The organism is Aquincola agrisoli (genome assembly GCF_036621135.1).
Taxonomy (GTDB): Bacteria; Pseudomonadota; Gammaproteobacteria; order Burkholderiales; family Burkholderiaceae_C; genus Aquincola; species Aquincola agrisoli.
The window spans coordinates 58,652-80,339 of the sequence record NZ_JAZIBG010000049.1; the positions used below are offsets into that span (position 1 = coordinate 58,652).

Sequence of the window (21,688 nt, forward strand, 5' to 3'; positions counted from 1 at the left end):
GATCCGACGGTACGCGGCCGGCTCAGGCGGCGTCCAGCGTGGTCAGGTGGCCATGCAGGAGGCGGGCATAGGCGCCGCTGGCCATCAGCAGCAGGTCGCACAGCTCGCGCGCTGCCCCTTCACCCCCCTGCAAGGCGCTGACGTGGTGCGCCGCCGCCTTGACTTCGGCATGCGCATTGGCCGGTGCGCAGGCAAAGCCGGCACGTACCAGCAGCGGCAGGTCCGGCCAGTCGTCGCCGATGACCGCGACCTCGGGCCAGGCGATCCCCAGCTCGTCGATCGCGCGCTGCACCACGGCGAGCTTGTCCTTCACGCCATAGTGCGCGTGCGACAAGCCGAGGTCCGCCACGCGCCGGCGCACCGCGGGGGAATCGCGCCCGGTGCAGATGATCGGCAGGATGCCGCCCTGCGCCAGCAGCTTGAGGCCATGGCCGTCGAGGCTGTGGAACGCCTTGAACTGTTCGCCGGACTCCGCGATGTAGAGCCGCCCGTCCGTCAGCACGCCGTCGACGTCAAAAACCGCGGCCTTCATGCCGAGGCCCGTGCCCTGGGCCCGCAGCAGCAGTTCGGGCGGGAAGCGAAGCTGGGGTTCGATCTGCATCAGATGACCTTCGCGCGCATCAGGTCGTTGCTGTTGATGGCGCCGACCAGCCGCCCCTGGGCATCGACGACCAGCACGCTGGTCACGCGGTGCTGCTCCATCACGGCCGCCGCCTCGACCGCCAGCACGTCGTCACGCACGCAGCGCGGCTGGCGGTGCATGACGTCGCCCGCGTGGAAGGCGCGCAGGTCGGTGCCGCGCTCGATCAGCCGGCGCAGGTCGCCATCGGTGAAGATGCCCTGCACCCTGTCCTCGGCATCGACGACGGCGGTGAAGCCGAGGCCCTTGGCGCTCATTTCATGGAGCATCTGAAGGAAGCGGGCGTCGGGTGCCACGCGCGGCAGGTCGTCGCCCGAGCGCATGAGATCGCGCACGTGCATGAGCAGCTTGCGGCCGAGCGCGCCACCGGGATGCGAGCGCGCGAAGTCCTGCTCGTGGAAGCCCCGCGCATCGAGCAGCGCCACGGCGAGCGCGTCGCCCATGGCCATCTGCGCGGTGGTGCTCGTGGTGGGCGCCAGGTTCAGTGGGCAGGCTTCGCGCTCGACGGCACACAGCAGCACATGGTCGGCGTGGCGCGCCAGGGTCGAGCCCGCCCGGCCCGTCATCGCCACCAGCGGCACGTTGAGCCGCTTGAGCACCGGCACGATGACATTCAACTCGTCGCTCTCGCCCGAATTGGAGATGGCCATCACCACGTCCTGCAGCGTCACCATGCCGAGGTCGCCATGGCTGGCTTCGCCGGGGTGCACGAACATCGCCGGCGTGCCGGTGGACGCCAGCGTGGCGGCGATCTTGCGGCCCACGTGGCCGCTCTTGCCCATGCCCATCACGACCACGCGGCCCCTGCAGGACAGCATCAGGCGCACGACGTCGGCGAAGGACGCATCCAGCCCCGCTCGGATCGCCAGCAAGGCCTCTGCTTCGTTCTGGAACGTGTCCGCGGCCAGGGCCAGTGCGCGCTGCGGATCGAAGGAAGAAATACCCGTGGTGGGATCGGCAGTCACGTGATCCTCGTCAGCCCGTTTTTTCCGGGCGCTCACTTAGGATCGGGCATTCTAGGTTGGCAGGCATGGGGCTTGCGATCCACCCTCGCCGCATGGCTTCTACGCTCGAACTGGTCCTGCTGTATCTCGTTGCTGCGGTGGCTGGCGTGGTGGCCTGCCGGTCGATGAGGCTGCCGCCGATGCTGGGCTACCTCGTGGTCGGCGTGGTCATCGGGCCCCACGCGCTGGCGCTGGCGAAAGATGCCGGCGGCGTGTCGTACCTGGCGGAGTTCGGCGTCGTCTTCCTGATGTTCGTCATCGGCCTGGAGTTCAACCTGCCCAAGCTGCGCAGCATGCGCACGCTGGTCTTCGGGCTGGGCCTGTCGCAGGTCGCGTTGACCATGGTGGCGGCGGTGGCGGGCAACGCGGCACTCACGCTGGTGTTCATGCTGCTGGGCAAGCGTTCCGGCCTGAGCTGGCAGACCGCGGTCGTGCTCGGCGGGGCGCTGGCCATGAGCAGCACGGCGATCCTCGGCAAGCTGATGGCCGAGCGGCTGGAGCTCGAAACCGAACATGGCCGGCGCGTGATGGGCGTGCTGCTGTTCCAGGACCTGGCCGTGGTGCCGCTGCTGGTGCTGATCCCGGCGTTGAGCGCGTCGCCCGAGGTGCTGCTGCGTGAGCTGGCCTTCGCCACCGCCAAGGCGGGCGTGCTGCTGGCGGTGCTGCTGGTGGGCGGCCAGCGCGCCATGCGCTGGTGGCTCACGCTGGTGGCGCGGCGCAAGAGCCCGGAACTGTTCGTGCTGAACCTGCTGCTCGTCACACTGGGCCTGTCCTGGCTGACGGAGCACTTCGGCCTGTCGCTCGCGCTGGGCGCCTTCATCGCCGGCATGCTGATCGCGGAGACCGAATACAAGCACCAGGTAGAGACCGACATCCGGCCCTTCCACGACGTGCTGCTCGGCCTGTTCTTCATCACCATCGGCATGAAGCTCGACATGTCGCTGGTCGCCGCGCACTGGGGCCTGGTGCTGGCGCTGGCGGTGCTGCCGGTGCTGTTCAAGTTCGCCCTCGTGACGGTGCTGGCCCGGGTGTTCGGTGCCCCTGCCGGCGTGGCCCTGCGCACCGGCCTGTACCTCGCGCAGGCGGGCGAGTTCGGCTTCGTGCTGCTGGCGCTGGCCAGGCAGCACGAGCTGCTGCAGCCGCGGCTGGAGAGCCCCATCCTCGCCAGCATGGTGCTGTCGATGATCGCGACACCCTTCATCGTGATGTACAGCAACCGCATCGTGATGCGCCTGTCGTCGACCGACTGGCTGATGCAGGCCGCCGCGCTGACCACCATCGCCAAGAAATCCATCCACAGCGAGGCGCACGTGATCATCTGCGGCTACGGCCGCAGCGGGCAGAACCTGGCGCGGCTGCTGGAACCGGAGAAGATCCCCTACATGGCGCTGGACCTCGATCCCGACCGCGTGCGACAGGCGGCGGCGGCAGGCCAGAGCGTGGTGTTCGGCGATGCCGCCAAGCTGCGCAGCCTGATGGCAGCCGGCCTGGCCCGCGCCAGCGCGGTGGTGGTGACATACCACGACACCGCCTCCGCGCTGAAGATCCTGCGGCTGGCACGCGAGCACGCACCCAAGGTGCCGGTGGTGATCCGCACCATCGACGACACCGACCTCGAACTGCTGCGCAACGCCGGTGCCACCGAGGTCGTGCCCGAGGCGATCGAAGGCTCGCTGATGCTGGCATCGCACGCGCTGGCACTGGTGGGCGTGCCGATGCGCAGGGTGATCCGGCTCACGCAGGACGCGCGCAACGAACGCTACGGCCTGCTGCGCGGCTACTTCCACGGCGCGGACGACGACGGTGTGGAGGAGCGCCAGCAGGCCAGGCTGCTGACCGTCAGCCTGCCGGCGGCGGCCGCAAGCCTCGGCCGGTCGCTCGGTGAACTGGCACTGCACGCGGTGGGCGTGGAGGTGGTGTCGGTGCGGCTGGGTTCGGGCCAGGTCGTGCGCGCCGACGAAGGCCTGGTGCTGGGCGCCGGCGATACGCTCGTGCTGGCCGGCCTGCCGGAGGCCCTCTCGCTCGCCGAAGAGAAACTGCTGAAGGGCTGACGCGCCTCGACCCCGCGCGCCGCGCGATCAGCTCACCGGGACCGCACGTTCCAGGTTGGCCCGCATGCGGGCGGCCAGCACGGCCGCGGCGCCGCGCACCACCTCGAGCGCCAGCGCAGGGTGGCGGGCCGAGAGCTCGTCCAGCCGCGGCGCTCTGAACGCCCAGACCACGCAGTTGCTCATCGCTTCGACATTGGCCATGCGGGGCGTCTCGCCGAACAAGCCCGCCTCGCCGACGACCGAGCCGGCGCGCAGGATGGCCACGCGGTGGGTGCCGGGCGCGCTGCGCGTGACAAACACCTGCAGGCTGCCACGCTCCAGGAAATACATCGTCCGGTCGAGCTCGTCCTGCTTGAGCAGCAGTTCGCCGGCACGCACCTCGTGGCGAGTGAGCATCGGCTCGAGCGCCTGCCAGGCTTCGGGGCTCAGGCGCGGGCCAAAAGCGTCCTCCGAATTCAGCGTGGCAACCGCCTCCATCAGCGCACTCAAATCCATCGTCTGCTCCAGCATCGACCGGTCATGAACCAGCGGCAATTATGGGTATGTAAACAGGATGTTACATAACCGGCGCAGGTGCAGATTCACTTTCCTATGCAGAAGCGGCTGAAGATTTCTCCGAGGAGGTCGTCGGCGCTGAAGGCCCCGGTGATCTCGCCCAGCGCGTTGTGCGCGAGCCGCAGTTCCTCGGCCAGCAGATCCAGCGCCGGCTCGGGCGACAGCCCTTGCGCTTGCGCGAGCAGGAGGTGCTCACGGGTACGCCGCAAGGCGTCGACATGGCGCGTACGCGCGATGAACACGCCCTCGGGTGATGCATGCCATCCGGCGCGCTCCAGCAACACGCGCCGCAGTGCATCGAGGCCTGTCCCGACCGATGCCGAGATCGCGAGCGCCTGCGCGGGCACAGGCGCCGCGGCGGCGTCCGCCTTGTTGTAGACGTGCAGCACGCGGGCGTGCTGGCGAGGATCGGCACCGGCCAGCCGGGCGGCGATGTCCGCATCGCCCGCGTCGTAGGAAGGCTCGCCCAGCCGCGTCAGGTCATGCAGGAAGATCACCGCATCGGCCGTCTCGATTTCGCTCCAGCTGCGGCCGATGCCGATGCGTTCCACCTCGTCGGTGGCCTCGCGCAGGCCGGCGGTGTCGATCACGTGCAACGGCACGCCTTCGATCTGTATCGTCTGGCTGACCTTGTCGCGCGTCGTGCCGGGGATCGGCGTGACGATCGCCAGTTCGGCGCCCGCCAGCGCGTTCAGCAGCGAGCTCTTCCCGACATTGGGCTGGCCGGCCAGCACGACCCGGATGCCTTCGCGCAGCAACGCGCCCTGGCGGGCACGATCGAGCACGTCGTCGACCGACTGCAGCAGCCGCGCCAGCTGGCCGAGCGCATCGGCCTTCTCGAGGAAATCGATCTCCTCCTCGGGAAAGTCGAGCGTGGCCTCCACGAGCATGCGCAACTGCACGATGCGATCGCGCAAGACGCCGATCTCCGACGAAAAGGCCCCGCTCAGCGATCGGCTGGCCGACCGCGCCGCCGCTTCGGTGCTGGCGTCGATGAGGTCGCTGACGGCTTCGGCCTGTGCCAGGTCCAGCTTGTCGTTGAGGAAGGCACGCTGCGTGAACTCGCCGGGCTCCGCCAACCGCAGGCCGAGGCCCTGGCCCGCCGCGAGACAGCGCGCCAGCAGCAGTTGCAGGACGACCGGCCCGCCATGCGCCTGCAGTTCGAGCACGTCCTCGCCGGTGTAGGAATGCGGCGCCGGAAAGTGGATGGCCAGGCCGTGGTCGATCGGCTGGCCGTCCTCGCCGCGCAGCGGGAGGTAGGTGGCGTGGCGCGGCTGCAGCGTCCGCCCGCACAGGGCTTCGATCAGGGGCCGCAGGTCGCGGCCGGAGGCCCTGACGATTCCCACCGCCCCGCGTCCGGGCGCGGTGGCGATGGCGACGATGGGGTCATGCTGGCGTGCCAGCATCTTCGAGGGGCGTCAGACGCCCAGCTTCCGGTTGATGACCCACTGCTGGGCGATCGTCAGGATGTTGTTGGTGATCCAGTACAACACCAGCCCGGCCGGGAAGAAGAAGAACATCACGCTGAACACCAGCGGCATGATCCACATCATCTTGGCCTGCATCGGGTCCGGCGGTGTCGGGTTCAGCCACACCTGGAACAGCGAGGTCGCCGTCATCACCAGCGGCAGGATGAAGTACGGATCCTTGGCCGACAGGTCGGTGATCCAGCCGATCCACGGTGCGTTGCGCATCTCCACGCTCGACAGCAGCACCCAGTACAGCGCGATGAAGAACGGCATCTGCAGGAAGATCGGCAGGCAGCTGCCCAGCGGGTTGACCTTCTCCTCGCGGTAGATGCGCATCATCTCCTGCTGCATCTGCTGCGGCTTGTCCTTCAGCCTCTCGCGCATCTCCTGGATCTTCGGGTTGATGGCCTTCATCTTGGCCATCGACTTGTAGGCGCTCGCGTTGAGCCAGTAGAAGGCGATCTTCAGCAGCACCACCAGGGCGACGATCGCCCAGCCCCAGTTGCCGAGGAAGGTGTGCAGCTTGGTCAGCAGCCAGAACAGCGGCTTCGACAGGATGTGGAACCAGCCGTAGTCCTTGACCAGGTCGAGGCCGGGCGCGAGTTCGGCGAGCTTGTGTTCTTCCTGGGGGCCGGCGAACAGCGTGGCCTGCTGGGTCTTGCTCTGGCCCGGGGCGATTTCGCCCAGCGGCAGCACCATCGCGATCGAGTACAGGTTGTTGCCGACCTTCTCGGCGCGGAACTCGCGCGGCTGCTGCGAGTTGATCAGCCACGCCGAGGCGTAGTAGTGCTGCACCATCGCGATCCAGCCGTCGTTGGCCTTGCGGTCATACTCGGCGTCGTTCTTCTCGATGTGCTTGAACTCGACCTTGCGGAATTTGCTGGCGTCGGTGTAGACCGCCGGGCCGGTGAAGGTGGAGTAGAACGACGATTCCCCGGGCGGCGCGTTGCCGTCGCGCACCAGCTGCAGGTACAGCTCGGGGGTGATGGGCTGGGCCGAGCCGTTGACGATCTCGTGCGACACATCCACCGTGTACAGGCCGCGGTGGAAGGTATAGGTCTTGACCAGCTTGACCCCGTTGGTCGACGGCGACTCGAACTTGACCTGCACGTCGTTGGCACCCTCCGACAGCGTCCGGGGGCCGGGCAGCACCGACATCGCGGTGAAGTGGTTGGGCAGGCTCAAGCCCTGCTGCGCGGTGATCAGGCCCGTCTGCGCCAGGTACACCCGCTGGGCGCTGCGATCGAACAGCACCACGTTGCGCGTCGGGTCGTTCTGGTCCAGCTGGCCCAGCAACTCCATGTAGACCAGTTCGCCGCCCTTGCTGTCGAGCACCGCCTTGATGCGGTCGGTCGTCACCGTGACCTGCTCGCCCACGGGCGTGGCCGCGGCGGGCGCGGTGGGCACGGCCCCCGCGGCAGCGGCGGTTGCGCTGGGTGCCGGCACGCCACCGACCGCGGACGCCGGCGCCGAGCCGGCCGGGGCGGGCCGAGATACCTGCGGTCCGAAGATCGACGGTTGTCCCGAGTGCTTGTTCCATGCGTCCCACAGCAGAACGAGGGACATCGTGAACACCACCCACAGCAGGGTGCGGCGAATATCTGTCATGGAGCAGTCTTGTTGGAGGAATCGGAAACGCGATCGCCCGTCAGGAAAGCGAACAGGCGAGGAGGCCGCTCGGGCACCGGGTCGCAACCTGCTTCGCACCAGGGGTGGCAGCGCAGCAGGCGACCGGCGGCGAGCATGCTGCCCGCGGCGGCACCGTGTTTCTCCAGCGCCTGGAGCGCATAGAGCGAGCACGTGGGCTCGAACAGGCACCTGCCGCCGATCCAGGGGCTCAGCAACAGGCGGTAGGCACGCACCGGCCACATCAGCGCGCGGCGAGGCAGCAGCGTGAGCCAGTCAGGCACGGCCATTCAGCGCAGCGCCGAGGCGGCCGCGCGCATCATTCGGTCCAGCTCGGCGCGTGCTGCTTCCCGCAGCACGCCGGAGGCGGCACTGCGGAACTGACGCACATCGAAGGGAGCCCTCAACCTCACGACCCACAAGCCCGGCGCCAGATCGGCGGCGTGCTCGCCCATCGCCGCCCGGATCTGGCGCTTGAGCAGGGTGCGGGTCACGGCGCGGCGCGCATGCCGCTTGGGCACCACCAGCCCCAGCCAGTGGCCGGTATGGTGTGAGTCATCCACAGCCTGCGCCACCGCAGCGGCATCGGCTGTTGACAACCGCGACGCGCCGGCACCTTCTGCCGCTGGCGGCACTGTCGTCGAAGCCTTGGCGGGCCGCCGAGCCGGCTGGTCCGCCACGAAATGCATCGCGAAATGGGGGCTGCGCGCCCTCTGGGGCGCGCCGAGCACACGCTCGAAATCGGCGGTTTGCACGAGACGCTGCACGCGCGAGGCCGGCGGCATGCTGCGGCAGGTCGCAGCGCGGTGCTTTAGGTCGCCAGGCGCTTGCGGCCCTTGGCGCGGCGTGCCTTGATGACGGCACGGCCGCCGCGGGTCTTCATGCGCACGAGGAAGCCGTGGGTACGGGCGCGGCGGGTCTTGGACGGTTGGTAGGTACGCTTCATGGTGAGGTGCTTTCGGTGGATGCCCTGGGGCGTCAGGCGCTTTGCCTTGTAGGACGCCCGCTTTCCAGCCCAGGCGCCCGGTGGTCGCCAGCCGGACTGGCCCCGAACCGGTGCTCACGCCTTGCCCGCCGGCCGTGGCTCGAGGGGCGCGGCGCGACCTCCTCGCGTCCGGGAAACCCGCGATTACAGCAAAAAGCACGCGCAGGGTCAATTGCGTCACACGCAGGCGCCTTGCCGGCCCGCCGCCGCCGGGATTTGTCCACCACTGTGGATAACCCGTCCCGCCCCGTTGTGTCCACAGGTAGAATCCGGGTGCTCTTAGAAGACTTTTCCACAATGAGCGCAGACCTCTGGCAACGCGGGTGCGAACGACTGGCCGCCGAGTTGCCCGAACAACAATTCAACACCTGGATCCGGCCCCTGCCGCCCGCTGACGTCACCGACGACGGCGATGCCGGCGTCGTGGCCGCCGTACGGGTGCCCAACCGCTTCAAGCTGGACTGGATCCGCTCGCAGTACGCCAGCAGGATCGAGGGTGTGCTGACCGACCTGGCCGGCAAGCCGGTGCGCCTCGAACTCACGCTCGCGCAGCGGGAAGCCCCGATGGTGCGACCGGCCGGAGAAGGCCTGCGTGTCCCCACGGCCGCCAGCGCGGCGCTCAACAGCGGCGGGGCCGCGGTCCTGACCGTGCCGCCCACGGTCACCCCGCGCCCACCGGCGCCCGCCGCCTCGGTACACCGCCTCAACACCGCCCTCACCTTCGACACCCTGGTCCCCGGCCGCGCCAACCAGATGGCGCGCACGGCGGCCCTGCACGTCGCCGGCGCCCCCGGCCACATGTACAACCCGCTGTTCATCTACGGCGGCGTTGGTCTGGGCAAGACGCACCTGATCCACGCCGTCGGCAACGCGCTGCTGCGCGACCGGCCCGACGCCCGCGTGCTGTACCTGCACGCCGAGCAGTTCATCTCCGACGTCGTCAAGAACTACCAGCGCAAGACCTTCGACGAGCTGAAGGCCAAGTACCACAGCCTCGACCTGCTGCTGATCGACGACGTGCAGTTCTTCGCCGGCAAGGAGCGCACGCAGGAGGAGTTCTTCAACGCCTTCGAGGCGCTCGTGGCCAAGCGCTCGCACATCATCATGACGAGCGATACCTACCCGAAGGGGCTGGTCGACATCGACGAGCGCCTGACCAGCCGCTTCGACGCGGGCTTGACCGTCGCGATCGAGCCGCCCGAGCTCGAGATGCGCGTCGCGATCCTGATCAAGAAGGCCGATGCCGAAGCCTCCCCGATGCCCGAGGACGTCGCCTTCTTCATCGCCAAGAACGTGCGCGCCAACGTGCGCGAGCTCGAAGGTGCGCTGCGCAAGGTGCTGGCGTACTCGCGCTTCAGCCACAAGGACATCAACATCGCCCTTGCGCGCGAGGCGCTGAAGGACCTGCTGTCGATCCAGAACCGGCAGGTGTCGGTCGAGAACATCCAGAAGACGGTGGCCGATTTCTACAAGATCAAGATCGCCGACATGTACAGCAAGAAGCGGCCGGCCTCGATCGCCCGCCCGCGCCAGATCGCGATGTACCTGGCCAAGGAGATGACGCAGAAGAGCCTGCCCGAGATCGGCGAGCTCTTCGGCGGCCGGGACCACACCACCGTGCTCCATGCCGTGCGCAAGATCGGCGGGGAGCGGCAGAAGAACACCGAGCTCAACCAGCAGCTCCACGTGCTCGAACAGACCCTCAAGGGCTGAACAACCTGGTGTCAAGTGACAAGTCTGTGGACAACTTTCGCGCAACTGGACAGCTGTCCACAGGCTGCGGCCGATCGGCCGAGTTGTTGTATGTCTCGCCCGAAAATCCGGGCCTGTCGGCCCACAGGCTTTCGCAGTGGCTAAATCGTTGATGGATCAGGCCAAAATCGCGTTCTCCACAGCCCGGCAGCGGCTCTACTAGAACTACCAAGTTAAGAGGAAGACATGATTGTCTTGAAAGCTCCGCAGGAAAAATTGTTGGGCGCCCTGCAGGCGGTGGCCGGCATCGTCGAGCGCCGCCACACCTTGCCGATCCTGGCCAACGTGCTGCTGCGCAAGACGGGCCCCGAGATCGAGTTCACGACCAGCGACCTCGAGATCCAGGTGCGCACCCGTGCGGAGCTCGGCGGCGACGCTGCCGACTTCGCCACCACCGTGGGTGCGCGCAAGCTGATCGACATCCTGCGCACGCTGCCCGCCGATCAAGTCGTGTCGCTGTCCGCCACCCAGAACAAGCTGACGCTGCAGGGCGGCAAGAGCCGCTTCACGCTGCAGACGCTGCCGGCCGACGACTTCCCGCTGGTCAACGAGACGGCCGAATTCGGCCCCGCCTTCAGCGTGCCCCAGAAGACGCTCAAGGCGCTGATCGGCCAGGTGCACTTCGCGATGGCGGTGCACGACATCCGCTACTACCTCAACGGCATCCTCTTCGTCGCCGAAGGCCAGACGCTGACGCTGGTGGCCACCGACGGCCACCGGCTCGCGCTGGCGCAGGCCACGCTCGAGACGGAGATCCCGAAGCAGGAAGTCATCCTGCCGCGCAAGACCGTGCTCGAACTGCAGCGCCTGCTGAAGGACGACAAGGGCGACGGCAAGGAAGGCGAGGGCGCCCCGATCGAGATGCGGTTCGCCGGAAACCAGGCCAAGTTCAGCTTCTCCGGCATGGAGTTCGTCACCAAGCTGGTCGAAGGCAAGTTCCCCGACTACAACCGCGTGATCCCGAAGAACCACAAGAACTCGGTCACGCTGGGCCGTGCGCCGCTGCTGGCCAGCCTGCAGCGCGCCGCCATCCTGACCAGCGAGAAGTTCAAGGGCGTGCGGGTGAATATCGAGCCCGGCACCCTGCGCATCGCCTCCAGCAACGCCGAACAGGAAGAGGCCAAGGAAGAACTCGAGATCGACTACGGTGGCGACACCATCGAGATCGGCTTCAACGTCACCTACCTGATGGACGCGCTGGCCAACATGAGCCAGGACATGATCCGCCTCGAACTGCAGGACACCAACTCCAGCGTGCTCATCACCGTGCCCGAGCAGGCCGGCTTCAAATACGTGGTGATGCCGATGCGCATCTGACCGCCGGCACTTGCATAGACAAGCGGGCTCCGGCCCGCTTCAGCGTTTCTTAAGAGGCCGCGGCTCGATGCCACCGGCCTGCGAAGTGAGCCCCATGACCGACCCGAACACCCCCCCGACCCCCACGCCCGACGCCTACGGCGAAGGCAGCATCCAGATCCTCGAAGGGCTGGAAGCCGTGCGCAAGCGGCCGGGCATGTACATCGGCGACACCAGCGACGGCACCGGCCTGCACCATCTGGTGTTCGAGGTGGTCGACAACTCCATCGACGAGGCGCTGGCGGGGCACTGCGACGACATCATCGTCACGATCCACTCCGACAACTCGATCAGCGTCATCGACAACGGCCGCGGCATCCCCACCGGCGTGAAGATGGACGACAAGCACGAGCCCAAGCGCAGCGCCGCGGAGATCGCGCTGACCGAGCTGCACGCCGGGGGCAAGTTCAACCAGAACAGCTACAAGGTCTCGGGTGGGCTGCACGGCGTGGGCGTGAGTTGCGTCAACGCGCTCAGCAAGCTGCTGCGGCTGACGGTGCGCCGCGACGGCAAGGTGCACTACATGGAGTTCCGCAAGGGCGTGCCGCAGGACCGCGTGCTCGAGCAGCGCAACGGCGTCGAGACCAGCCCGATGAGGATCACCGGCGAGACGGACAAGCGCGGCACCGAGGTGCACTTCCTGCCCGACGAAGAGATTTTCACCAACATCGACTTCCACTACGACGTGCTGGCCAAGCGCCTGCGCGAGCTGAGCTTCCTCAACAACGGCGTGAAGATCAAGCTGGTCGATGAACGCAACGCCAAGGAAGACAACTTCGCGTTCGCCGGCGGCGTGAAGGGCTTCGTCGAGTTCATCAATCAGGGCAAGAAGGTCCTGCACCCCAACGTGTTCCACGCGATGGGCGACAAGGTCAGCGAGCAGGGCACCAGCATCGGCGTCGAGGTCGCCATGCAGTGGAACGACAGCTACAGCGAATCGGTGCTGTGCTTCACCAACAACATCCCGCAGCGCGATGGCGGCACCCACCTCACCGGCCTGCGGGCCGCGATGACACGGGTCATCAACAAGTACATCGAGGACAACGAGCTCGCCAAGAAGGCCAAGGTCGAGGTGGCGGGCGACGACATGCGAGAGGGCCTGGCCTGCGTCGTCAGCGTCAAGGTGCCCGAGCCCAAGTTCAGCAGCCAGACCAAGGACAAGCTCGTCAGCAGCGAGGTCCGCGCGCCGGTGGAAGACATCGTCGGGCGGCTGCTCGGTGATTGGCTGCTCGAGAACCCGAACGACGCCAAGATCATCTGCGGCAAGATCGTCGAGGCCGCCCGCGCACGCGAGGCCGCGCGCAAGGCCCGCGAGATGACGCGCCGCAAGGGCGTGCTCGACGGCCTGGGCCTGCCCGGCAAGCTGGCCGACTGCCAGGAGAAGGATCCGGCGCTGTGCGAGATCTACATCGTCGAGGGCGACTCGGCGGGCGGCTCGGCCAAGCAGGGGCGCGACCGCAAGTTCCAGGCGATCCTGCCGCTGCGCGGCAAGATCCTGAACGTGGAGAAGGCGCGCTACGAGAAGCTGCTGTCGAGCGAGCAGATCCTCACGCTCATCACCGCGCTGGGCACCGGCATCGGGCCGGAAGACTTCAACGCCGACAAGCTGCGCTACCACCGCATCATCGTGATGACCGATGCCGACGTGGACGGCGCCCACATCCGCACGCTGCTGCTGACGTTCTTCTACCGGCAGATGCCCGAACTCGTCGAGCGCGGCCACATCTACATCGCGCAGCCGCCGCTCTACAAGGTCAAGCACGGCAAGCAGGAGCAGTACCTGAAGGACGGCGCGGAGCTCGACACCTACCTGATGAAGGTGGCGCTCGACGGGGCGCTGGTGGAGCGAGGCAATGGACAGCCGCCCATCGCCGGCGAGGAACTCGCCGACTACGCGCAGCGTGCCGTCGTGGCCGATAACGTGATCGAGCGGTTGTCGAACTGGATGGACGTGGAGGCCCTGCGCGCCATCGCGGACGGCCTGGTGCTCGACCTCGACAACGCGCAGAACGCCGAGGCCGGCGCGGTGGCGCTGAAGGGTGCGCTGCATGACGCGGAGGTGGCCGCCGAATACGACGAGCGCACCGACAAGCACCACCTGCGCATCAGCCGGCGCCACCACGGCAACATCAAGAGCAGCGTGATCACCGCCGACTTCGTGCACGGCGCTGACTACGAAGCGCTGAGCGCCGCCGGCACCCGCTTCAAGGGCCTGCTGGGCCCGGAGGCGGTGGTCAAGCGCGGCGAGGGCGAGCGCCAGAAGGAGATGAAGGTCGGCGATTTCCGCGCTGCGATGGCGTGGCTGATGCAGCAGGCGGAGAACAGCGTCGGGCGGCAGCGCTACAAGGGCCTGGGCGAGATGAACCCCGAGCAGCTCTGGGAAACCACGATGGACCCGACCGTGCGGCGATTGCTGCGGGTGCAGATCGACGACGCGATCGAGGCCGATCGCGTCTTCACGATGCTGATGGGCGACGAGGTGGAGCCGCGGCGCGATTTCATCGAGAGCAATGCGCTGAGGGCGGCGAACATCGACGTCTGATGAGATGTCGAACTTCCGCAAGCACCCTTCAGCGGGCCGCACGCCCTTCGAGCGCGGCCTGCTTTGCGGGATGTGAAAGACCGGCGCCCGTAGTTCGAGGGTAGAAAGCGAACGGCTCGTCGCGCAGGTCCCGCAGTCGCAGCGACCGGCGCGAGGCGAATCGATGTGCCTTCGCGACTGCCACCACGAGCGGCTCCGTCGAAATCGCATCAAACCGGATTCGTGCCGGGCGCCGGCAACGCGCTGGCAGCGCGCCTCATCGAGGCGATGGGCTTCGAGGCCGTGTACCTGAGCGGAGCCGGACTGACCAACAGTTTCTACGGTATGCCGGACCTCGGCTTCATCAGACTGCAGGACATCGCGCAGCACGCGGGCTGATGGGCGACCGCTGTGGAGCTGTCAGCGCGGACGGCCGCTGAGGGTCGAGCCAGCCGTGCGCGCGCCGCCGGCTCAGGCCTTGGCCCGTGGCTTCAAGCGGAAGCTGATCCCCAACCGGTTGATGGCGTTCATGGCCGCGATGGTCAGCGTCAGGTCCACCAGGTCCTTCTCCCCGAACACTGCCGCCGCTGCTGCATAGGCCTCGTCGGATGCGTGCGTTTCGCTGACGCGGGTGACTTCTTCGGACCACGCCAGCGCCGCGCGTTCCTGCTCGGTGAACAGGTAGGCGGCTTCGTGCCACACGGGGACCAGCACGATCTTTTCGACCGACATGCCTTCCTTGATGAGATCCCGCGTGTGGATGTCGATGCAGTGCGCACAGCCATTGAGCTGCGAGACACGGAGAAAGACGAGGTGGACCAGGAGGCTCGGCAGGCTCGTTCCGGTCGTGACGAAGTGGTGGAGGCCGCCCACGGCCTTTGCGCCTTCAGGCGAGACGGCGAACCAATTTGCGCGCTGCATGCGTTGCTTTCCTTTCATGTGTAGAGGAGGTGAGGGCCCGGGACAGGCCGGGGCCATCACCTCCAAGACGGGCGGCGGCAGGCGTTTGTGACGGCTTCGGCAAGAAAAAGCCGGCGTCGTCTTGTCCCTTCCCGAGCAACCCGAAGACATCGACTGGCGGGGCTGCGCCGGCTCCTGGATGACCCGGCGCGCCCCTTCCCGTGCATCGGCATAGACTTGCGCCCTTTGCCGGAGCGCCCGCGGCGTGAACCGATGTCCCCCGAGCTGTCTTTTGCCTCCACGGGCCTGTGCCCCGCCTTGCTGGACGCCGTCGAGCAGCGCGGCTATGCGGCCCCCACCGGGATCCAGGCCACCGCTATCCCGGCGATCCTGCGCGGCGGCGACGTGCTCGGCCAGGCCCAGACCGGCTCGGGCAAGACCGCCGCGTTCGTGCTGCCGGTGCTGCAGCAACTGCTCGCGACGCACCGCGCCACGCCGCGCCAGCTCCGGGCACTGATCGTCGTGCCCACGCGGGAACTGGCAGCCCAGGTCGGCGAGACGGTGCGGGGCTTCGCGCAGTCGCTCGAGGTGCCGGTGAAGACGGTGACGGTGTTCGGCGGCGTGTCGATCAACCCGCAGATGATGGCCCTGCGCGGCGGCGCCGACATCGTGGTCGCCACGCCCGGCCGGCTGCTCGATCTCGTGGACCACAACGCGCTGCGGCTCGCCGGCATCGCGACCCTGGTGCTGGACGAAGCCGACCGGCTGTTCGACCTCGGCTTCGCCGACGAGCTGCAACGGCTGCTCGCCCTGCTGCCGCCGCGGCGCCAAAACCTGTTCTTCTCGGCCACGTTCCCGCCGGCGGTCGAGGCGTTGGCCAACGGCGTGCTGCGGCAGCCTGCGCGGCTGAAGGCCGAGCCGATGCCGCCTGCGCAGCAGCCCGCCATCGTCCAGCGGGCGATCGCCGTCGATCCCGGCCGTCGCACCCAGCTGCTGCGCCATCTGATTGAGCAGGGCAACGTGCGGCAGGCGCTGGTCTTCGCCGGCAGCCGCTACACCACCGAGCTCGTCGCGCACAAGCTGTCCAAGGCGGGGCTGGCCGCCGCGCCCTTGCATGGCGAGCTGAGCCAGGGCGCCCGCACCGACGCACTGGCCGCGTTCAAGGCCGGCGGCTTGCGCGTGCTGGTCGCGACCGACCTGGCGGCGCGCGGCCTCCACATCGCCGGCCTGCCCCTGGTCGTGAACTACGACCTGCCCCGCGCCGCCGTGGACTACGTGCATCGCATCGGCCGCACGGGCCGGGCAGGCCAGGAAGGCATGGCGATCAGCTTCGTCAGTGCCGCGACCGAAGCGCATTTCCGGTTGATCGAAAAACGCCAGCAGCTCAGGGTGGCGCGGGAGCAGATCGCCGGCTTCGAGCCCACGGAAGCGGCCGTCGCCGACACGACGCCGCCCCTGGCGGACGCCACCGGCGGCGTCAAGGGCCGCCGCAAGAGCAAGAAGGACAAGCTGCGCGAGGCGGCGGCCCAGGGCGGCGGCTGAGCGCCGGCGGACGGGGGTGGCCGGCCGGTGCCATGATGGCGGTCCGTCTCAGGAGGCAGTCATGGGTCTCGACAGGTTCTTCAGCCGTGCACCGATCGGCGCCACGCTGGCCGCCGCAGCGGCCCTGCTCGCCGCCTGCGCGACCGGCTACGGCCCGGGCGGCCTGCGGCCGGGCGACGACATGCAGGCGGCCCTGCAGCAGATGGGGCAGCCCACCGGCGAATACGTGCTGGTCGACGGCGGCCGGCGGCTGGAGTTCGCGCGCGGCCCCTATGGCAAGCACACCTACATGCTCGACTTCGACCCCCAGGAGAAGCTGGTGAAGGCCGAGCAGGTGCTCACCGAAGCGGTCTTCGCCACCATCCAGCCCGGCATGACCGCAGCGCAGCTGCGTGAGACGCTGGGGCGGCCGGCGCGGGTGTGGGGCGTGCGGTACCACAACCAGACGGTCTGGTCGTACCGCTACGAGACGCCCTTCTGCCAGCTCTTCCACGTGGGCATCACGCCCGCGGGCCTCGTCGAGGACACGAGCTTCGGCCCCGACCCGCTGTGCGACGTGGACGAGCGGCGGGGGCTGCTGGGGCGCTAGGCGGTGGCGGCCGCCGGCCGGCCGAGGTGCCTGGGCGCGCGCTCGTACCGGTCCATCGCGAGGCCGTCGGTGCGGATCTCGGGCCGGCGGCCCGTCACCATGTCGGCGACGATGCGGCCCGAGCCGCAGGCCATGGTCCAGCCCAGCGTGCCGTGGCCGGTGTTCAGGTAGAGGTTGGCGATCGGCGTGGGCCCGAGGATCGGGGTGCCGTCCGGCGTCATCGGCCGCAGGCCGGTCCAGAACGTCGCTTCCCGCAGGTTGCCGGCAGGGAAGAGGTCGCCCACCACCATCTCCAGCGTCGCGCGGCGGCGCGGGTCCAGCCGCAGGTCGAAGCCGCCGATCTCCGCCATGCCGCCGACGCGGATGCGGTTGTCGAAGCGGGTGACGGCGATCTTGTAGGTCTCGTCCAGCACCGTGGACTGCGGCGCCAGCGACGGATCCACCAGCGGCACGGTCAACGAGTAGCCCTTGAGCGGATAGACGGGAATGTCCAGCCCCAGCGCCTTCAGCGCCGGGCGCGAGTAGCTGCCGAAGGCGAGCACGTAGCGGTCGGCCGTGAGCCACTGGCCGCCGACGCGCACGCCGGTGATGCGGCCGTGTTCGGTGCGCAGTTCCTGCACCCCCTGGCCGAACCGGAAATCGACGCCCAGGCCACGCGCCACCTCGGCCAGTCCGCGTGTGAACAGGTGGCAGTCGCCGGTTTCGTCGTTCGGCAGCCGCAGCCCGCCCGCCAGGCGGTCGCGGGCACGCGCCAGCGCCGGCTCGGCCCGGGCGAGGTCGTCGCGGCCCAGCAGTTCGTAGGGGACGCCGCACTCTTCCAGCACGGCGATGTCGCGCGCCACCGCGTCGAGCTGCGCCTGCGTGCGGAAGAGCTGCAGCGTGCCGCCGGTGCGCTGCTCGTACTGCAGGCCCGTCTCGGCGCGCAGCGCACGCAGGCAGTCGCGGCTGTACTCGGCCACGCGCATCATGCGTTCCTTGTTGATCGCGTACCGCTCGGCCGAGCAGTTGCGCAGCATCTGCGCCATCCAGCGCAGCTGGAAGAGCGTGCCGTCGGGGCGGATGGCCAGCGGCGCATGCTTTTGGAACATCCACTTCAGCGCCTTCAGCGGGATGCCGGGTGCCGCCCACGGCGTGGAATAGCCCGGCGACACCTGGCCGGCATTGGCGAAGCTGGTTTCCTGCGCAGGGGCGTCCTCGCGATCGAGCACGGTCACCTCGGCGCCGGCGCGCGCCAGGTAGTAGGCCGTGGTGGTGCCGATCACGCCGCCGCCGAGAACGAGGACTTTCATGGTTGCCGCCGCTGAGGAAGTTGGAACGCTGAAGCCTCGAATCTAGAACCGGAGACTCAGGAGATTTGCTTGTTTTTCTGGGTGCCAACAGCAAAATCAACTGGCCTCATCCCGGGCTGCAATCCTCCGACAGCAAAATGACCGCCCTCGACAGGACAGACCGCAAGATCCTCGACATCTTGCAGCGCCAGGGCCGCATCTCGATCACCGAGCTGGCCACGCAGGTCGGCCTGTCCACCTCGCCGTGCTCGGACCGCGTCAAGCGGCTCGAACGGGACGGCGTGATCACCGGCTACCACGCCCGGGTGTCGCCGGAGGCGGTCGGTAAGACGCTGCTGGTGTTCGTCGAGATCAAGCTCTCGGCCAAGTCGCCGGAGGTCTTCGAGAAGGTGCGCAACGAGCTCACGCACATGCCGGAGGTGCTGGAGTGCCACCTCGTCTCGGGCAGCTTCGACTACCTCGTGAAGGCACGCCTGCGCGGCATGGGGGAGTACCGGCACCTGCTGGGCGACATCCTGAAGAAGCTGCCCGTGCCGGCCGAATCGCACAGCTACGTCGTGATGGAGGAGGTCAAGGAGACGCTGGTGCTGGCGGTGGACCGCTGAGTGGCGCGGTCCGGCCCAGCGCCGCTGTCAGAGGCCGGCCAGCAGCCGCTGCACTTCGGGTTGCTGCCCGAACCGGTCGCCCAGCGCGGCGAGCGCCTGCAACTCGGCGCGGGCGGGCTCGCGGTGGCCGGCCCGCACCAGCAGCTTCGCCAGGCCCAGGCGCAGCGCGGCATCGCCGGGTGCCAGCGCCAGCGCCTCCTTCTGGACGGCGATCGCCTCGTCGAACTGCCGCTCGCCGGCCAGCGAGAAGGCGAGGGTGTCCAGCAGCGCCGGCGTGCCGGGCTGCAGCGCGACCGCCTTGCGCGCATGTGCCACGGCGCCCGGCCGGCCCTGGCGGGCGGTCACCCAGGCGAGGTTGTTCCATGCGCCCGCATGGCCGGGCTGGCGCTGCACGGCCCGCGTGAAGTGCGCGGCCGCCGCAGGCAGGTCGTCGCGGGCGAGGGCGGCATCGCCGAGGTGCAGCGCGAAGGCCGCATCGTCCGGATGCCGCGCCTGCCACGCGTGCGCCAGCGCTTCGGCGTCCTTCGGCCGCCGCGCTTCGAGCAGCGCCGCGTGCAGGCGCACCGCCGCTTCGGCGCGGTCGAAGCGCTCGAGCAGGCCACGGTAGAGGGCGGCGGCGCCGGCCGCGTCGCTGCGCGCGGCCTGGATATCGGCTTCCCACAAGAAGCCGGACAGATCCTGCGGCCGCTGGCGCTGCACCGTGCGCGCGACGTCGAGCGCCTGGGCGTAGCGCTTCTCCCGCAGTTCCAGGCCCATCAGCATCTGCTGGGCGGGCAGGAAATCCGGCGCAATCTCCAGGGCGTTGCGCAGATGCCGGGCGGCCGTGCCCGCCTGCCCACGCGACAGGTTCACCGCGGCCAGGCGCAGGTGCGGCTGGGGCGTCTGCGGCGCGAGGCTCGCCAGCTTGCCGAACGTGGCGGCCGCCTGCTCGGTGTCTCCGGCGGCCATCTGCGCGCGGCCCAGCGCGTCGAGCAGTTCCTCGCTGTCGGCCACGGCGCCCACGGCCTGCTGCGCGGCGTCCAGCGCGAGGGTGTGCTCCTGGCGGGCTAGGTGGTGCTCGACGAGGCGCAGCCGTGCCTGCACGTCGCCCGGATGGCGCCTCACCGCTTCGAGCAGCGGGGCGGCGACCTGCGCCGGCGGCGCGCCCGTGCGCTCGCGCAGCGCCGAGAGGCCGAGCAGCGCCTGCACGCTGCCGGGATCGGCGGCCAGCACCGTGTCGAACCGCGACAGCGCCTGGTCCGCCCGGCCTTCGGCCATGTCGAGCGCGGCGAGCCGGCTCACGGCCGGCATGTAGGCGGCGTCGATAGCCAGCGCCCGCTCGAACGACGCGCGTGCGCCCGCCGCGTCGCGCTGACGCAGCAGCACGGTGCCGCGCAGGTAGGCGCCGTCGGGCCGGTCGGGCTGCTTCGCCTCGAGCCGGCCGATGGCGTCCAGCGCGCGCGCGACCTGGCCTGCCCGCAGGTGCGCGGCGATCAGCGCCATGTCGGCCAGCGTGCCGTCGTCGCCGGCGGCCACCGAACGCAGCTGCCCGAGCGCCGCGTCCGAAGGGTCCTTCTCCCATTGCAGCCAGGCCAGCGCCGTACGGGTGCGCGTGCTGCCGGGGTCGGCCGCCAGGGCCTGCCGGAACGCCGCCTCCGCCTTCTCGGGCGCGCCGGCCTGCAGGTGCGCCTCGCCGGCGAGCGACAGCGAAGCGCTGCCCGGCTGCGCGGCCGCGAGCAGCGGGGACAAGGTCGCCAGCGCCTTCTCAGGCTGCCCGGACCGCAGGTACGTCTGCGCGAGCAGCTGCCGGGCCAGCACCAGGTCCGGCGCGCGCTGCAGTGCCTTGGTCAGCGATCGCTCGGCGGCCAGCAACTGGCGGTTGCCGAGCTCGATCGCGCCGGCCAGCTGCAGCGCGGACGGGCTGTCTGGCGCGGCCTTCAGCACCTCGCGCACCCGCTCGTAGGCCCCGGCCTTGTCGCCGGCCTGGAAGGCCCGCTGCGCGTCGAAGAACGTCGCGGTCGTGCGCTGCCCCGGCAGCTTGCGCAAGGCGTCGGCCTCGGCGGCTGCGGCGGCGAGATCCCCGAGGGCCAGCAGCAGGCCGGCCAGCGCCGCCTGCGCCTGCACATGGCCGGGCCGGATCGCCAGCGCACGGCGGTAGGCCTCGGCGGCGGCCGCCAGTTCGCCCTGGCCGTGCCACTGCAGGTCGCCCTGCTGGCGCCACACGTCGGCGTCGTCCGGCGCACTGCGCGTGAGCCGTTCCACGATCGCCAGCGCCTCGCCGTGGCGCGGTCCGCCGGCCAGCAGACGGGCCTGGACAAGCTGGGCGGGCACCGAGGCGGGGTCGGCCGCGAGCGCCTCGCCGATCGTGGCCTGCGCCTGGTCGGGGCGGCCGGCGGCGCGGTAGGCGGTGGCCACCAGGGCCTTCAGCGCGGCCGTCGCCGCGGCCTCCGGCAAGGCCGTGCCGGCATGCTCGCGGATCACTTCCTTCCACTTACCCTCGGCCAGCTGGGCCTGGGCCAGCAGTGGCACCGCCTGTGCCGCCGGGTGGCCGAGGTCGATCGCGCGGCGCAGCTGCGCGCCGGCAGCCACCGCGTCGCCGATCTCCAGGGAGGCCCGCCCGAGGAGAAAACGGGCCTCGGCATCGTCGGGCTGCTGCTGCAGCGCGTTCTTCAGCTGGATGACGGCCGCCCCTGGCTCGTGCGCCGCGAGGTAGGCGCGCGCCGAAGCGATCAGCGCCTGCGGCGCGGGATCGCGGGTGCAGGCCGCCAGCCAGACGGCCGATGCGATCGCCGCGGCCAGCAAGGGACGGGAAACAGAGGCCACCT

At 69.3% G+C, this 21,688-nt stretch carries 19 protein-coding genes and 1 pseudogene; 8 read left to right on the forward strand and 12 right to left on the reverse strand.

What is annotated here, in order from left to right; translation table 11 throughout:
* Positions 1–22: 22 nt before the first annotated feature.
* Both V4F39_RS23070 and V4F39_RS23075 read right to left on the reverse strand, forming a co-directional pair.
* Positions 23–601: a KdsC family phosphatase gene (locus tag V4F39_RS23070; protein WP_332292408.1), complete on the reverse strand. Its 579-nt coding sequence runs from the start codon at positions 599–601 to the stop codon at positions 23–25.
* Entirely contained in the window at positions 601–1,605 is a 1,005-nt protein-coding gene (locus V4F39_RS23075; protein ID WP_332292409.1) for a KpsF/GutQ family sugar-phosphate isomerase, read from the reverse strand. The genes V4F39_RS23070 and V4F39_RS23075 overlap by 1 nt, the downstream gene beginning before the upstream one ends.
* 92 nt (positions 1,606–1,697) lie before the next feature.
* On the opposite strand from V4F39_RS23075, the gene V4F39_RS23080 reads away from it, so the two are divergent.
* Positions 1,698–3,695 carry a cation:proton antiporter domain-containing protein gene (locus V4F39_RS23080; RefSeq protein WP_332292410.1) on the forward strand — a complete coding sequence of 666 codons (1,998 nt, stop codon included), beginning with the start codon at positions 1,698–1,700 and terminating at the stop codon, positions 3,693–3,695.
* 27 nt (positions 3,696–3,722) lie between these two features.
* Here V4F39_RS23080 and V4F39_RS23085 read toward each other — a convergent pair whose 3' ends face one another.
* From V4F39_RS23085 to rpmH, 6 genes are all read right to left on the reverse strand, one after another.
* Positions 3,723–4,190: a Crp/Fnr family transcriptional regulator gene (locus V4F39_RS23085; RefSeq protein WP_332292411.1), complete on the reverse strand. Its 468-nt coding sequence runs from the start codon at positions 4,188–4,190 to the stop codon at positions 3,723–3,725.
* An 86-nt stretch (positions 4,191–4,276) separates the two neighbouring features.
* The gene (mnmE, locus tag V4F39_RS23090) at positions 4,277–5,656 is read right to left on the reverse strand and encodes a tRNA uridine-5-carboxymethylaminomethyl(34) synthesis GTPase MnmE (RefSeq protein ID WP_332292413.1); all 1,380 of its coding nucleotides are present in this window, start codon (positions 5,654–5,656) and stop codon (positions 4,277–4,279) included.
* 12 nt (positions 5,657–5,668) lie between these two features.
* Entirely contained in the window at positions 5,669–7,327 is a 1,659-nt protein-coding gene (gene yidC / locus V4F39_RS23095; protein WP_332292414.1) for a membrane protein insertase YidC, read from the reverse strand.
* Complete coding sequence (yidD, locus tag V4F39_RS23100; RefSeq protein WP_378235113.1) at positions 7,324–7,635, reverse strand: membrane protein insertion efficiency factor YidD; 312 nt, start codon at positions 7,633–7,635, stop codon at positions 7,324–7,326. Before yidD ends, yidC begins: the two co-directional genes overlap by 4 nt.
* A complete protein-coding gene (rnpA, locus tag V4F39_RS23105; protein ID WP_332292415.1) occupies positions 7,636–8,130 on the reverse strand; it encodes a ribonuclease P protein component in 495 nt (164 codons plus the stop codon).
* Between the two features lie 26 nt (positions 8,131–8,156).
* The gene (rpmH, locus tag V4F39_RS23110; protein ID WP_332292416.1) at positions 8,157–8,291 is read right to left on the reverse strand and encodes a 50S ribosomal protein L34; all 135 of its coding nucleotides are present in this window, start codon (positions 8,289–8,291) and stop codon (positions 8,157–8,159) included.
* Positions 8,292–8,627: 336 nt separating this feature from the next.
* Between rpmH and dnaA the strand changes: the two genes are divergently transcribed.
* From dnaA to gyrB, 3 genes are all read left to right on the forward strand, one after another.
* On the forward strand, positions 8,628–10,043 hold the full coding sequence (gene dnaA, locus V4F39_RS23115) for a chromosomal replication initiator protein DnaA (RefSeq protein WP_332292417.1): 1,416 nt from the start codon (positions 8,628–8,630) through the stop codon (positions 10,041–10,043).
* A gap of 225 nt (positions 10,044–10,268) precedes the next feature.
* Entirely contained in the window at positions 10,269–11,399 is a 1,131-nt protein-coding gene (dnaN, locus tag V4F39_RS23120; protein ID WP_332292419.1) for a DNA polymerase III subunit beta, read from the forward strand.
* 94 nt (positions 11,400–11,493) lie between these two features.
* Entirely contained in the window at positions 11,494–13,980 is a 2,487-nt protein-coding gene (gyrB, locus tag V4F39_RS23125) for a DNA topoisomerase (ATP-hydrolyzing) subunit B (protein ID WP_332292420.1), read from the forward strand.
* A 28-nt stretch (positions 13,981–14,008) separates the two neighbouring features.
* Here gyrB and V4F39_RS27245 read toward each other — a convergent pair whose 3' ends face one another.
* Complete coding sequence (locus V4F39_RS27245) at positions 14,009–14,167, reverse strand: hypothetical protein (RefSeq protein ID WP_378235114.1); 159 nt, start codon at positions 14,165–14,167, stop codon at positions 14,009–14,011.
* On the opposite strand from V4F39_RS27245, the pseudogene V4F39_RS23130 reads away from it, so the two are divergent.
* Positions 14,158–14,349: pseudogene (locus V4F39_RS23130) on the forward strand (hypothetical protein); the annotation flags it as partial. The gene V4F39_RS27245 and the pseudogene V4F39_RS23130 overlap by 10 nt on opposite strands.
* 81 nt (positions 14,350–14,430) lie before the next feature.
* Here the strand turns inward: V4F39_RS23130 and V4F39_RS23135 are convergent.
* The gene (locus V4F39_RS23135; protein ID WP_332292528.1) at positions 14,431–14,880 is read right to left on the reverse strand and encodes a carboxymuconolactone decarboxylase family protein; all 450 of its coding nucleotides are present in this window, start codon (positions 14,878–14,880) and stop codon (positions 14,431–14,433) included.
* 264 nt (positions 14,881–15,144) lie between these two features.
* On the opposite strand from V4F39_RS23135, the gene V4F39_RS23140 reads away from it, so the two are divergent.
* Together V4F39_RS23140 and V4F39_RS23145 are read left to right on the forward strand one after the other, a co-directional pair.
* Positions 15,145–16,401 carry a DEAD/DEAH box helicase gene (locus V4F39_RS23140; RefSeq protein ID WP_332292530.1) on the forward strand — a complete coding sequence of 419 codons (1,257 nt, stop codon included), beginning with the start codon at positions 15,145–15,147 and terminating at the stop codon, positions 16,399–16,401.
* Positions 16,402–16,462: 61 nt separating this feature from the next.
* Positions 16,463–16,990 carry a hypothetical protein gene (locus tag V4F39_RS23145; RefSeq protein WP_332292421.1) on the forward strand — a complete coding sequence of 176 codons (528 nt, stop codon included), beginning with the start codon at positions 16,463–16,465 and terminating at the stop codon, positions 16,988–16,990.
* On the opposite strand, the gene V4F39_RS23150 is transcribed toward V4F39_RS23145, so the two are convergent.
* The gene (locus V4F39_RS23150; protein WP_332292422.1) at positions 16,987–18,279 is read right to left on the reverse strand and encodes a D-amino acid dehydrogenase; all 1,293 of its coding nucleotides are present in this window, start codon (positions 18,277–18,279) and stop codon (positions 16,987–16,989) included. The genes V4F39_RS23145 and V4F39_RS23150 overlap by 4 nt on opposite strands.
* 137 nt (positions 18,280–18,416) lie before the next feature.
* On the opposite strand from V4F39_RS23150, the gene V4F39_RS23155 reads away from it, so the two are divergent.
* Positions 18,417–18,884: a winged helix-turn-helix transcriptional regulator gene (locus tag V4F39_RS23155; RefSeq protein WP_332292424.1), complete on the forward strand. Its 468-nt coding sequence runs from the start codon at positions 18,417–18,419 to the stop codon at positions 18,882–18,884.
* A 27-nt stretch (positions 18,885–18,911) separates the two neighbouring features.
* Here the strand turns inward: V4F39_RS23155 and prsT are convergent, their stop codons facing one another.
* Positions 18,912–21,686, reverse strand: coding sequence for an XrtA/PEP-CTERM system TPR-repeat protein PrsT (gene prsT / locus V4F39_RS23160; RefSeq protein ID WP_332292425.1), 2,775 nt, complete (start codon positions 21,684–21,686; stop codon positions 18,912–18,914).
* Between the last annotated feature and the right edge of the window lie 2 nt (positions 21,687–21,688).